This window comes from Nostoc sp. (genome assembly GCF_036918245.1).
In the GTDB taxonomy this organism is placed as follows: Bacteria; Cyanobacteriota; Cyanobacteriia; order Cyanobacteriales; family Nostocaceae; genus Nostoc.
In genome coordinates, this window is record NZ_JBALEF010000017.1 from 20,915 (window position 1) to 34,365 (window position 13,451).

Genomic DNA, 13,451 nt, shown 5'->3' on the forward strand with positions numbered 1-13,451 from the left:
TACCACTCCCGTTAGACTTATGCCAGACCTTTATGTTTCTTGGTCAGATTATCACCAAAAAATTGAACAACTGGCTATTCAGATTTATGAGTCCGGTTGGGAATTTAACCAGATTATCTGTCTTGCCAGAGGAGGACTACGAGTTGGAGATATTCTTTCCCGTATATACCAGCAACCACTGGCAATTTTAGCAACCTCATCTTACAGTGGCACTGCTAAGCAAGAAAGAAGTAATTTAATTTTCTCCCGCCACTTGACAATGACCGCCGAAAAGTTAGGTTCGCGCATTCTCCTAGTAGATGACTTAGTAGACTCTGGGGTAACACTGCAACAGACTATACCTTGGCTCAAGCAAAATATTGATTCCCCAATTGAAGAAATTCGCACCGCCGTACTTTGGTATAAAGCCTGTTCAGTTATAGCACCCGATTATTATGTCGATTACTTGGCTGACAACCCCTGGATTCACCAACCCTTTGAATACTACGAGCAAATGAACCCCGCAGAACTTGCGGGTAAAGTAAATAAAGTTAGGAGTTATTAATTCAAAACTCCTAACTTTTAACTCCTAACTCCCCAAACTTAGGACTCCACCACCCTTTTGGCGTACTAAAATAAGCCACATCTTTATGTTTGGTGTCCTTACAGGATTGTGAGTCAGAACATCGCAACATTTTCTTACTCTGCCCCTCTTTGATATAACTGTACTCCTCTAAAGGTTTCTTACATACTGGGCAAGGATACGCCGTCATCTTCACGGGAGGTTTTTGTTGATTCTCAGCCTGGACTGCTTTAGTTTGTGGTGGCTGCCAAGTTTTGTTAAACTCGCTCCAAAATAGCACGACATTTTCACAGCCTTTTGTGCATTTGAGGAAATATTTCTTTTTAACCTTAGTACTCGGAATTTTGGCGAGAAAATTTTTGCATTCAGGACATCGAGTCTTGGAAGTTTCATATTTGCGCTCGCTTATTACATCAGCTTTACCTGTTGAGGAACTCGCAACTACAGTTTTAGCTTTGGAGAGCGCTGGTAGAAAGTAATTCTGATTCCAACTAGTTAAATAATGCTGCCAAGAGTTTTTTCCTTCAGAAATGGCATCAAGAGCGTCCTCCATTTTCGCTGTGAATTCCGCCTCTAGTAAATCCGGCAGTGCTTTGAGCAAAAACGCATCAACTTCTAACCCTAACGCTGTCGGTTGCAGATGGTCTTTTTTCAACTCGACATAATTTCGTTTTTTTAAGGTAGCAACAGTAGGAGCATAGGTACTTGGGCGACCAATTCCTTTACGTTCCATCAGCTGCACCAATTTTGGTTCACTATAACGAGGTGGTGGCTGCGTCTGCTTCTGCTCATGTCCAGCATTCTCCAGTTTCAATGCTTGTCCCTGTTGTAATGAAGGTAAAACACTATCCTTGCTGAGATTGTTCCAGTAGCGGGCATAACCGTAAAATTCAATCATTTGCCCTCTGGCTGACCACAGTAGGGAACCAGACTGAGTAATCACCAAAGTTTTACGCAATTGGGCAGCACGACACTGAGAGGCAATTGACCGTTTCCAGATCGTTACATACAGATTAAACTCATCATCAGGAAGTTCTAAACGCAATTGAACTGAGGGACGGAAGACATCCGTTGGACGAATCGCTTCATGTGCTTCTTGAGCCGACTTGCTACTACGATGCTTGGCGACTTGCTGCGGTACATTCTGCGGATCGTTTTGCTCTAACCATTTACGGGCGCTGGCGCAAAATTCTGGACTCAGCATTACTGAGTCTGTTCGCATATACGTTATCAACCCTGCCTCATAGAGCTTTTGGGCAACAATCATGGTTTTATCGGGAGCAAACCTCAGCTTTGAACCGGCTGCTTGCTGAAGGCTGGAGGTTGTAAATGGTGGCGGTGGCTGGCGATTAACGATTTTTCCTTCAAAATGAATCACCTGATGAGGATGTCGCTGTGCTTCTTCAACTAAACGTGTTGCCTCTGCTTCCGAAAGAACACGCTTAGACTCTGGTGTTTCTGGACTATTACCCACCTTTGCGTCATCGTGAGTTTCAGTTTCTTGCTCTGCTGCATCTTTTGCAGAATCGACCGTCCCTTTGTAAAAAGCCCGGAATCCTTCAGCATAATCTACCCAGACACTCCAGTAATCTTGGGGGACAAACGCCAGAATTTCGTTTTCTCGCTGACAAATTAGGTGCAACGTCGCGCTTTGGACTCTGCCAACACTCTTAGCGCCGTTATTCAATGCCCAAACTAAAGGGCTACCCTTGTAACCTACCAACTTATCTAGGCAATCTCGGCACAACCCAGCACCGATTAAGTTTTGGTCTAGCTTTCTGGGATTAGCGATCGCACTCTGCACCGCCGATGCTGTAATCTCAGTATAAATTACTCGTTTCGGTTCCCTTAAACCCAGCGTTTCTTTCAGATGCCAAGCGATTGTCTCGCCTTCCCGGTCTGGGTCAGTTGCTAAAACAACTTCATCAACCTGCCTCACCGCAGACTTGAGCTTCTGGATTGTTTCTTTCGCTCGTTGGTCACGCGGGACGTAATTGCACCGAACATTACTACCATCCATGACGAAGCCCAAGGAATCGTCCCCTTCATTGCTGAGTTCTCGGATATGACCACAACTTGCGAGAACTTTCCAATCTGAACCCAGAATTTGACTGAGTTTTTTAACTTTTCCGGGAGACTCGACTACAAGCAGGCGTTTGATCATAGCAACTGCGTTCTAGATTTTGAGCAATAAACTGGCAATTGCAATCAGCGATGGCTGCGCCAACGCCAAAGGCGATCGCCTATTCTCGTGATATGGATTTTCTAAAATACTGTACCAAAAAGCTTTGGAAATTGCTCAACTCAGTTTAGAGGTATGTCTGACCTTGACTAACACAACCAGGAATACTGGGGCACTCGACAATCCAAACCCCATCTTCATCGTGATCAAGTGTTACATTGAACTTCATACACTGTAGTTGGCAAGAGAGTTGTAGTTATTTAGTTATTTATTATTGTAACCTGTGACCATTTAACCCAAAAAAACAGTCAAGCGATCGCACTTGCATACTCACCTTGCATCCTTCAGTTTTTCAGAAGGGAATAGACATTATCTGGTTAACCCACTCCTCAGCCGTAGAAGCTTCCCAAACGAGAATAAGTGCTTCAATTGCGTCACTGATTGACATATTTTGCGAAAGAATCAAAACTCCAGAACTAGTTTGTGACATTATGAATTCGCCAAACTCAGCAGGCATCGTTTTACGATCATGGGTCACAAGAACTCTGCCATTCTGTGCTGTTATTGCCAATACCTCTGGATCTTTTTTGCTTTCAAGCAATGCTGCATAAGCTGATTGAAAGTCAATATCGGGTTGTCTACGTATTGTACCAGTAACAATCGCTTACCTAAGATCGGCATCTGCCTGAAATCGCACTGCTGTCATACTTTGCTTTGCTTCTGTATTTGAGCAGTTTTTAACTTCTGATACAGAAGCGGATTCTTTTCTCTAAAAGACTGTTGCAGTTTCTCAAACTTTGTCTGACTTTCCTTTAAATACGCATCAACTAGCTCTCGGTTAGCAAGATAAAAGGCGATCGCACCATAAACTTGTTCCAGCGAGAGTAATGGAAAGTTTTGGGTAATGCTTTCAGGGGATTCTCCATTTAAGAAAGCGTATACAATTGAATCGAGAGAAATACGTGTCTCTACGAGCCAGTATCCTTCACCTCGTTGTTCGATATATTGCTTTGTTAAAGTCGGTGCTACTTTCATAAGACTGATTGATGCGTCTCCTCAGTGAGCGGTAAACTAAGTTCTGCACGGACTTGAAGGCAAGCTGCGATGTCTGGCGACAAGTGACTACGCGTCTACGCGTCCTTGATATTTTCGAGGGCTTCTTCTCTTGTCTGACCTTGACTAATACAACTAGGTATACTGGGGCACTCGACAATCCAAACCCCATCTTCATCGTGATCAAGTATTACATTGAACTTCATACACTATTGTCGGCATTGTAGTTATTTATTATTGTAACCTGTGACAATTTAATCCAAAAAAGTAGCCGAGCCGTCATACTTTGTTGGCAAGATAGAAGGCGATCTCATCATAAACTTGTTCCAGCGAGAGTAATGGAAAGTTTTGGGCAATCTTTATCGGGGGATTCTCGATTTAAGAAAGCTTAAGCTTTTCTCGCAGCATAATCAATACTTGTGCGAAAGCATTTATCTTTTGTCTTAAAAATACACTTTAAACTAAATTTTTCAGTACAGCCTGTCCACTCCCGCGTAGGATGCTTAGAACTTATAATTTACTATGTAGCAATACACTAATCAGTAATGAAAATGGAATAGTAATAATAGAAAATATTAGGTGCCATAAAGCTATTCTGAAAAATATGAACTTTATTGATGTAATTTCTGAATTAATAATTATTTGATTTGCTATATCTAAATCTTCTTTTCTATATGATATCTGTACTTGATTATCAAAATATAGTCTATTCATGGAGTATAACAAAGTATCAGGTTGATATTTTTTAAGAGCGTTGAAAAAATAGAAGTTATCCGTATCTTTCAGCAAAATTTTAGATTTTCTAGATGGTTTTGATCTTAACCAAATAAAATGCTCAAAGAGTCGCAATTGTCTGTCTCACAAGGTTGTCTACCTGTAAAATTTAAGTCAAAGTTATTTCTGTATAAATTAGCATTGCTATGGAAGATTTGCCTTGGTGTAATAATACATCTGTAGTGTGAATTACTGAACTTAAAGAGACAGTTACGCAAAATGTAGCGCTTGATTTGACTTTGCACTTCCTGTTTCTTTACCAGCTTGACTTACAGCAATAATTAGCGAAAATTGATACTGTCTACGCCAAGAGATTCTTATGGAGATCGTTTGCGATCGCACTTGTGACTTTTGTTCAAGAAAATTCCCGACTTTTTAAAAAAGTCGGGAATCTAAATCTTTGGATTTTCACTAGTACAGCACAGCGTAAATCCTCTTGTTAATGGTAGGCAAACTTCCAGCACAGTGTACTAGAGAGTGTCAACTATTCCCTAATGAGGTACAGCCACTTGTGCATCGGCTACCTGGGTATTGTCAGCAACAATTTTGCGGAATGCATCACCTTCAATTGTTTCCTGTTCTATTAACAAATCTACTAAACGCTCCAAAACTATGCGGTTTTCTTGCAACAGTTCTATTGCTCTAATGTAGGAATTGTTAACAATTTCGCGCACCTGTGAATCAATTTTGGCAGCAATTTCCTCAGAATAGTCTGATTTATTCATCCAGTCACGTCCCAAAAATACCTCTCCACTCTGATTTTCTAGTGACAATGGGCCTAATTCTGACATCCCGAAGCGTGTCACCATCTGCCGCGCCATTCCTGTAACTTGTTGCAGGTCATTACCTGCACCTGTGGTCACTTCTGGCTTACCAAAAACAATTTCCTCGGCGGCGCGACCACCCAAAGTAGCAGTAATCCTGGCTTTGAGTTGAGAACGGGAAATTAACCCCTGTTCTTCGTTGGGAGTAAACCAAGTTAATCCCAGTGCTTGTCCCCGTGGGATGAGTGTAACTTTTTGCACAGGGTCATGCCCTTTGTCTTCGAGGAATGTACCAACTAAAGCATGTCCAACTTCATGATAGGCAATCAAGCGCTTGCTCTTGCTGTCTACTAAAGCGGTACCTTCCATACCTGCAACGACTCTATCCACAGCAGCATCAATTTCTAAAAGGGTGACAGCTTCTTTGCGTCTCCTAGCCGTGAGAATGGCAGCTTCGTTGAGTAAATTAGCTAAGTCTGCACCGGTAAAACCAGGAGTGCGGCGAGCGATCGCTTCTAATGATACGCTAGGATCAATTTTTTTATTCCGCGCGTGGACTTTCAAAATTTCCAGTCGCCCTTTAAGATCGGGGGGATCGACCATCACTTGTCTGTCAAAGCGTCCCGGTCTGAGCAACGCTGTATCTAAAACATCTGGGCGGTTAGTGGCAGCAATAATAATGATGCCTGTGTTACCTTCAAAACCATCCATTTCGGTGAGCAGTTGGTTGAGGGTTTGTTCGCGCTCGTCGTTACCGCCACCGATACCAGCGCCCCGTTGTCTACCTACTGCGTCAATTTCATCGATAAATATTAGACAAGGGGCATTATCTTTGGCTTTCTTGAAAAGGTCGCGCACGCGAGATGCACCCACGCCAACGAACATTTCCACAAATTCTGAACCGGAAATACTGAAGAATGGTACACCCGCTTCACCTGCGATCGCTTTTGCTAGTAAAGTTTTACCAGTACCAGGGGGGCCAATTAACAGCACTCCTTTGGGAATCCGTGCGCCTACAGCGGTAAATCTTTCTGGCTGTTTCAGGAAAGTCACAACTTCTTCGAGTTCTTCTTTAGCTTCTTCAACCCCAGCGACATCTTCAAATTTCACTCCAGTTTTTGCCTCCATTTGGAAGCGAGCTTTGGATTTGCCGAAATTCATCGCTTGGCTAGAAGCATTAGTAGAGCGCCGGAGGAACAATAGCATTAAAGCCACCAGTGGCAAAATCCACATCAAATTAATCAACAGTCCAACAGCCACTCGACTGTTCGCAGAGGAAACTTCGCCAAAATCAACATTCTTGTCTTTGAGAATGTTGACTAACTCTGTGTTTTGCGCCAAAAGTCTCACCTGTTGCGGTGGTGTATTATCTTTTTGCCCCTTGAGATAAACCTTTGCTAGCTGTTCGGTTTCGTCAAGCTCTACTTTCTCGACTTCTCCCGCCTTCACTTTCTTGATCAAATCACCATAATTTAGCGAGGTGGTTTCTGCTTTTTGTGCCATGACAGGAGTACTTCCGAAAATTCCTGGCAACATAATCAGACTAGCAGCGATTCCACCAAACCAAGCAACGCGCTTTGAGGACTGCCTTTTTATCAATGCTTTTTTTCCCAAATTTGTCATAATAATTACCCTTTGTCTGCTGGCACAAGTTAAGCGCTGGTTTTATGCCTATTCTTCTATCAAAAATTGTAATAACTGGAAATTACACTTTTCTTATCTAGTCTAACTTCCACACAAAAGCATTCCCAAGTTTCTTCAGGCTATTACATAAAGTTGAGCGAGGGTTATCTAGATTGATGCAGCTGTTAAGACTGGGCATTGGGCATAAGAGACAGAGGCGCAGAGGGGCACAGGGAAAAACTTACTGCAACTTCTCCCCTGCTCCCCAGTAGATATTAATTTGACACATTCTGGCACAAATCGCTAAGATAAGCATAGTCATAACGATTCCGCTTTTTAAGAAATCTGATAATAGTAGCTAGTTAGTAGTTTGTGGGTTAATTATGGTGAAAATTATTGGCATTGGTGGTAGTTTAAGGCCCAATTCTTATACCCAGGTTGCTTTAGAAGTCGCAGCGCAAAGGGTTGAAGCTGTAGGTGCAGAGGTAGAAATTCTCGATTTACGGCAGTTACAGCTACCATTTTGCACTGGCGCAAAGGAGTATCCAGAGTATCCAGATGTTCAGCGGTTGCAAGATACAGTTAGTCAGGCTGATGGGTTAATTTTAGCGACACCTGAGTATCATGGTGGCGTTAGTGGTGTCCTAAAAAATGCCCTGGATTTAATGAGTTTTGATCAACTATCTGATAAAGTAGCAGGATTTATTAGTGTTTTGGGTGGTCAGTCTAATAGCAACGCTCTAAACGAACTACGGTTAATTACCAGATGGGTTCATTGTTGGTCTATCCCTGAACAAATTGCGATCGGACAAGCTTGGGGTGCTTTCAGTCCTGAAGGCAAGCTAGTAGATGAGAAACTCTCTCAAAGATTCGATGAATTTGCTCAGAGTTTAGTTGAGAATACTCGCAAGCTGCGGGGCGTAAATTAGTTAGTATGGTGGTCAAAGCTTTGCCCACCCTACTAAACTCAATTGTGGTGATTCCCAGCTAGTTGGGGATTAATAGTTTAATAGTAATGCTTTAAATGACCTACGGGTAATTCGTTGGGTACACGGTTAGGTAATTCCAGAACAAATTGCGATCGCACAAGCTTGGGGTGCTTTCAGTCCTAAAGGCAAGCTATGCTATATAAAGGGCAAACCTTTAATATAGCTCTCTAAGAAGGTGTAAGGGGATCTACAGTGAATGGCTGTGTCTCAGGTAGTGCTAACTGGTAAATTTGACGCAACTGATCTAAATTACTCACATTGGTAGATTTGAAACAAAGATAAACCCAGAGCAAGTATATTAGTTTGTGAACGGTGGCGGGATTACCCTTGCGGAGGTTTAGATGAATGTAGTAAAGCGTCGTATCGGTCTTGAGCAAGAATTTTTTCTAGTAGATGAGGCTGGTAACTTAAGCGATCGCGCCGATGAGTTTTTGAAAGATTGTCACTTAATGGCGCAAACACAAGGTTTAGACCCAAAGTACTTTGTGCCAGAGTTCGTCAAAAGCATGGTAGAAATTAACACACCTCCTGCTGACACTGGTACAGAACTAGCAAAAGTTTATCTCAAAAATCTCAAATTGGCGCTTTGTGTGGCGCAACAGATGGGTTTACGCCTTTACCCTCTGTCTAGCTACCCTTTGCATATTACACCAGTTATGCGCGATCACCCTAATTACCATATCCAAGCGCGGACTGTCGGCTATGAGAAATTCTTGCACGCCGCCAAATGTACAGGTACACACCTGCATTTGGAAGTCCCGCCTGGGGTAATTGACCCTAGTGTTGCAGTCTCCTACAACTCGACATCAGCAGAGCGAGAAGAACTACTAAATATCTATAATTTAGCTACAGCTTGCGACTCAGCACTCATTTCCCTGACGCGGGCGTGTCCCTATTATGAAGGACAGGCGATCGGGCTAGCCGCGCACACAATTCGTTATCGAGGTAGTGAAACCTTTGGCTGGGAAGGAGTTTACACTCATTTACAGTCTGTCGGCGGACTCATGCCTTATGCATTAAGTGTAGAGGGTTTAGTTGAAGAGCACTTTGCTCGTTACTATGCTTGGTTGCAAGCGATGGAAAAAGCCGGAATTGAACCAAACCTGATATTAGAAGCAGAAGTCAGCTTACTCAAGTCAGCTTGGAATCCAATTAGACTCAACAAACTCGGCACTGTTGAAATTAGATGTATAGATAGTAACTATCCATCGGTAACTTTAGCTGTAATTACATTGCTTGAGAAGGCCGCTAATCGAGTCAGGCGGGAGAAGTTAACGGTTAGACCAGCTAAAGAAACGCAGATATTTGAACTAGTTGGCTCTAGTCTGTATGTACCAGATTTTGAATATCTAAATGGTGAACTGCTCTATACCTCAGCTACAGAGGGAGTTAAGAATCCCAAAGTTAAGGCTTACGTCGATTCAATTTTGCAGTTTGCCAGCGCAGAGGGTGGCGAAGGAGCAAATTTTCTAACAAAATTGAGCAAACACCTCGATCGCTATCAGACGGTAGAAGCTGGGATATTGCAAGAGTTTACACAGACAACTGCTCAACTTCCATTAGATGCTGGTTTGCATTTAGTGCGCTCTTGTTGTGACAAGCTAGAAGCACAGGTTTCATGGATAGACACAGAAAATCCCCTAGCAGCGTTGGATACTGATGAACGATTGTTACTACAGCAGTATTAAAAAAAATAATTATATGTTACTAGCGTGGGGCAGATGGAAATTTAAGCTTGAGGAGGCGTCTGCAACGGTGCGATATGAAGATATAAGACCTAAGTAAGGCAAAGAGAAAGCGCAGTTTTAGAGCAAAAATCCCACGCCTTGAAGCGTGGGAGTGTCAACTGAATACACCATAAATGTAAGGTGGGCAAAGCTTTGCCTACTCTACAAAACTTAATGATGGTGGTGGTGATGATGCCCAGCTAATTGGGGATTAACTGCCAAAGTTTGGTCTGACAACAGCTGGGCAATATGACCATCAGCCCATTGGGCTGCCATAGCCAAGAATTCTGGATGGTCGTTGACACAAGCCATTTGTACGTAGTTCGTACCAGGATTGTGTTTTTCCAAAGCATGGATGATATGGTGTACATCCAATAAAGTTTCGTGGTTTTCTGTGGCAAAGCCAATTGGCATAAAAATTACCACTTTTGCACCTAATTGAATCAGGTTATTTGCAGCTTGCTCGGCGTTTGGCTGTGTCCAATCAATTAAGGGTGTGTCATGATTGAGCCAACCCACCGAGATTAAAGGATAGCGATTAATCAACTTATCCCGAACTAAATCGTACATTGCTTCACTTTCGGCAATCCCAGAAGTAAAGCCTTTAGCTTTATGGGGACAGCCGTGGTTCATGAGCACAATACCGATTTGAGAAGGGAGATAAGCTGTTGCTAACTCAGCAATTTTCTCCTCAACCAGATGAGCCATCAAATCGATGTAAGCTGGTTCGTTGAAGAAAGAAGGAATGTAGCGCTGTGCTTTAACCCAGTGTTCTTCACCATCACTTAACTCAACCAGAGCATTGTTAACTTGCTCGATCGCAATACCACTAGTAAAGATCGAATCAACAACCAGCAGTGGGTAAATTAGTAGCTTCTCAAAGCCTTGGTTTTTGATTTCTGCCAAGACTTGATTGGGTAGAAAAGGAGCGCAGAAGTTGAAAGCCTTGAAAACTTGGACATTATCGCCCCATTTTTCTTGTAATTGCTTCTCAATTCCAGCCCGCTGCTGCTCAAAGATGGCGTTGTGTGGGGAGATAAAATCGTGGTGTGTGTGTCCCCACTCATGGCGGTCAAATAGCGCCAAAAGTTTCGCTAGGGGGGGATAAATCCAAGTTGGCACTGGTGCGAACTTTGCTGTCAGGAGATTTAAAGCTTGTTCGTTATAGTTGGCGAAATCTTCGTAGCTTTCGACTTCGCCGTAGCCCATAAGCAGTACGGCTACACGGTCTTTACCTGATAGATGCTCGTGGGTGTGTTGTACTTTTTCCGGCGTGGCAACCACAATTAGTTCCTCAATATAACCAGAGTGCAGAGAGATATAAAGTTAGGGAATAGCTTACCCATTGTCCCTTATAGTAACTTATTATCCCATCCGGGGGGATAGGATAGGTGCAAAAATGAAAATAATAAGTCAAAAGACGTATAAAATTTACGTGGCTTAATACACTTCTTGCATAAATACCCAACAGGGGATGGAAATTTTGAAGCGGTTTAAAAACTTGACATTAGACTTATTAGACCTGCCTTGAAAATAGAGGCTGAAACAACGCAAAATCATTCTCAGATTATTTTCATTGTTCCTTGTGAGCGCAGCTGATGGAGTCTCTTGCACAAATACAAAATTCGCCCTCTCCTAAGGGAGAGGCAATTTAAAAGTCCCTCTCCCTTGAAAGAGGGATTTAGGGTGAAAGCTCATTGATTCATGCAAGAAGTCTACTGCCCAATACCCAATTTTTGGAATAGACAGATGAATATAATTATTTGCCCTGGAATTCATGAGCCAGACTTAACTGAAAGCTTCAGAGTAGGATTGTTAGATTTAGTTTCTAATAGCGCGATCGCTCCTAGTACCGCAAATATACTGGTTTATCCAGGTAAAGATGTTTTGGTTTTATCAGCATTGCACATTTTGCAGTTTTTGCGCGTTAGCGTAGCTCACCGCAGGTATCGCTTGACCAACTCTCTAGAATCACCAATTATATTCATTAGCTTTAGTGCTGGCGTAGTTGGGGCAATAGGAGCAGCACATTTGTGGCAACTCTTGGGTGGTCGTGTCAAAGCGTTTATTGCTATAGATGGATGGGGAGTACTACTACAAGGGAATTTTCCTATTCATCGGATGAGTCATGATTATTTTACCCATTGGAGTTCTAGTTTGCTTGGTAATGGGCAAAATAACTTTTATGCAGAACCAGCAGTCGATCATTTGTCCATTTGGAAATCTCCCCAAACTGTACAAGGCTGTTGGGTAGATTCGTCCATTGAGATTATTCCACCCAAAGGTCGTCTGACAGCAACTGAGTTTTTGCTTATGCTGTTAAAGCACTATGAAGCAAATTAATCCGGACAATGGAGTAAGTAAACAGGAGTTAGGAGTGAGGAGTGATCAAGGGAAAAGGTTACAGGTGAGAGTCAAGAAAAACTATACCCCATGCCCCATGCCCCATGCCCTATGTCCCATCTACCCAAAAAAAGTATCTAATGTTTCCAACTGAACCGGCTGCTGTTAATAACGGCTTTGGCGCACTGCTAAAAAACCGTGGTTTTATGCTCCTGTGGATTGGGCAACTGCTATCCCAGTTAGCAGATAAGGTCTTCTTCGTTTTGCTGATTTCTCTGCTGGAGAACTACCCACCGCTTCCAGGGTTGGCACAAAACTCGATGTACTCAACCTTAATGCTGTCGTTTACAATACCAGCAATTTTGTTCGGATCTGCCGGGGGTATCTTTGTTGACCGCTTGCCAAAAAAGCTGATTATGGTCGGATCAGATATTGTACGGGGAATATTGACGCTGTGTCTTCCCTTATTGCCACGACAGTTCCTGATTCTGTTAATCCTGACTTTTGCCATTTCCACAGTGACGCAGTTTTTTGCACCAGCCGAGCAAGCAGCGATTCCCTTGTTGGTGAAGCGAGAAAATTTGTTGGCAGCCAATGCGCTGTTTAGCAGCACGATGATGGGAGCTTTAATTGTTGGCTTTGCAATAGGAGAGCCGATTTTGAGTTTGGCGAAAAGTTGGATGGGAGAAGAATACGGTCAAGAGTTTGTGGTTGGTGGACTATACATATTATCAGCTGCGATTATGCAGCCAATAAAGTTTAAAGAACCCAAACGACCAAAGGAACATCGGGTATCAAATCACCCTTGGGCTGAATTCACCGAGAGCCTGCGCTATCTCAAGAAAAACCCTTTGATCTTGAACGCCATGCTGCAACTGACAACTTTATATTGTGTGTTTGCAGCCTTAACGGTGCTGACGATTCGATTAGCTGAGGAGTTTGGTCTAAAAGAAAAACAGTTTGGCTTTTTCTTGGCAGCAGCAGGGGTGGGTATGGTATTTGGTGCAGCAATTTTAGGTAACTGGGGTCAGAAATTGCATCGCAAGCCCCTACCTTTAATTGGATTTTTGATGATGGCACTAGTTTTAGGGGTGTTCACTTTTACGCACAACTTATTGCTGGCGCTAGGACTTTGTGCATTTTTGGGTGTAGGTGCTGCCTTAATTGGTGTACCCATGCAAACTTTAATTCAACAGCAAACACCACCTACCATGCACGGTAAAGTATTTGGCTTTCAAAATCATGCCGTCAACATCGCTCTAGCATTACCTCTGGCGATTACTGGGCCATTAACTGATGCTCTGGGCTTGCGATTTGTACTGGTAGCAATGAGTATTGTTGTTGTGGTTGTTGGTATTTGGGCTTGGAAAAATACCCGCAATGTCTTGCAAGACGTAATTTAACTAATGTAAGCTAATAATCTAGCTTTATATC

Annotated in this window: 10 protein-coding genes and 1 pseudogene; 6 read left to right on the plus strand and 5 right to left on the minus strand. The window is 42.8% G+C overall.

All coding sequences use genetic code 11. The features are described from left to right. The first annotated feature begins 19 nt into the window (after nt 1–19). On the plus strand, nt 20–544 hold the full coding sequence (locus tag V7L12_RS03065; RefSeq protein WP_335082048.1) for a phosphoribosyltransferase: 525 nt from the start codon (nt 20–22) through the stop codon (nt 542–544). 10 nt (nt 545–554) lie between these two features. On the opposite strand, the gene topA is transcribed toward V7L12_RS03065, so the two are convergent. From topA to ftsH, 4 genes are all read right to left on the minus strand, one after another. After that, nucleotides 555–2,726 (minus strand): type I DNA topoisomerase, encoded by a 2,172-nt coding sequence (gene topA / locus V7L12_RS03070; protein ID WP_335082050.1) that lies wholly within the window; start codon nt 2,724–2,726, stop codon nt 555–557. 370 nt (nt 2,727–3,096) lie between these two features. Next, nucleotides 3,097–3,405 carry a DUF5615 family PIN-like protein gene (locus V7L12_RS03075; RefSeq protein ID WP_335082292.1) on the minus strand — a complete coding sequence of 103 codons (309 nt, stop codon included), beginning with the start codon at nt 3,403–3,405 and terminating at the stop codon, nt 3,097–3,099. A gap of 41 nt (nt 3,406–3,446) precedes the next feature. Beyond that, nucleotides 3,447–3,779, minus strand: a complete 333-nt coding sequence (locus V7L12_RS03080; protein WP_335082052.1) for a DUF433 domain-containing protein — start codon at nt 3,777–3,779, stop codon at nt 3,447–3,449. 1,283 nt (nt 3,780–5,062) lie between these two features. Beyond that, nucleotides 5,063–6,958 (minus strand): ATP-dependent zinc metalloprotease FtsH, encoded by a 1,896-nt coding sequence (gene ftsH, locus V7L12_RS03085; RefSeq protein ID WP_335082054.1) that lies wholly within the window; start codon nt 6,956–6,958, stop codon nt 5,063–5,065. 383 nt (nt 6,959–7,341) lie between these two features. On the opposite strand from ftsH, the gene V7L12_RS03090 reads away from it, so the two are divergent. The 3 genes and pseudogenes from V7L12_RS03090 (at nt 7,342) to V7L12_RS03095 (ending at nt 9,635) form a co-directional block, all read left to right on the plus strand. Continuing rightward, the gene (locus V7L12_RS03090; protein WP_335082056.1) at nt 7,342–7,887 is read left to right on the plus strand and encodes an NADPH-dependent FMN reductase; all 546 of its coding nucleotides are present in this window, start codon (nt 7,342–7,344) and stop codon (nt 7,885–7,887) included. Between the two features lie 79 nt (nt 7,888–7,966). After that, nucleotides 7,967–8,080: pseudogene (locus V7L12_RS33085) on the plus strand (NADPH-dependent FMN reductase); the annotation flags it as partial. Between the two features lie 208 nt (nt 8,081–8,288). Next, complete coding sequence (locus tag V7L12_RS03095) at nt 8,289–9,635, plus strand: glutamate-cysteine ligase family protein (RefSeq protein WP_335082058.1); 1,347 nt, start codon at nt 8,289–8,291, stop codon at nt 9,633–9,635. 210 nt (nt 9,636–9,845) lie between these two features. Here V7L12_RS03095 and V7L12_RS03100 read toward each other — a convergent pair whose 3' ends face one another. Then, nucleotides 9,846–10,958, minus strand: coding sequence for a ferrochelatase (locus V7L12_RS03100; RefSeq protein WP_335082060.1), 1,113 nt, complete (start codon nt 10,956–10,958; stop codon nt 9,846–9,848). Between the two features lie 465 nt (nt 10,959–11,423). Between V7L12_RS03100 and V7L12_RS03105 the strand changes: the two genes are divergently transcribed. Then, nucleotides 11,424–12,017, plus strand: a complete 594-nt coding sequence (locus tag V7L12_RS03105) for a hypothetical protein (RefSeq protein ID WP_335082062.1) — start codon at nt 11,424–11,426, stop codon at nt 12,015–12,017. A gap of 140 nt (nt 12,018–12,157) precedes the next feature. Continuing rightward, nucleotides 12,158–13,420: an MFS transporter gene (locus V7L12_RS03110; protein ID WP_335082064.1), complete on the plus strand. Its 1,263-nt coding sequence runs from the start codon at nt 12,158–12,160 to the stop codon at nt 13,418–13,420. Nucleotides 13,421–13,451 lie beyond the last annotated feature (31 nt).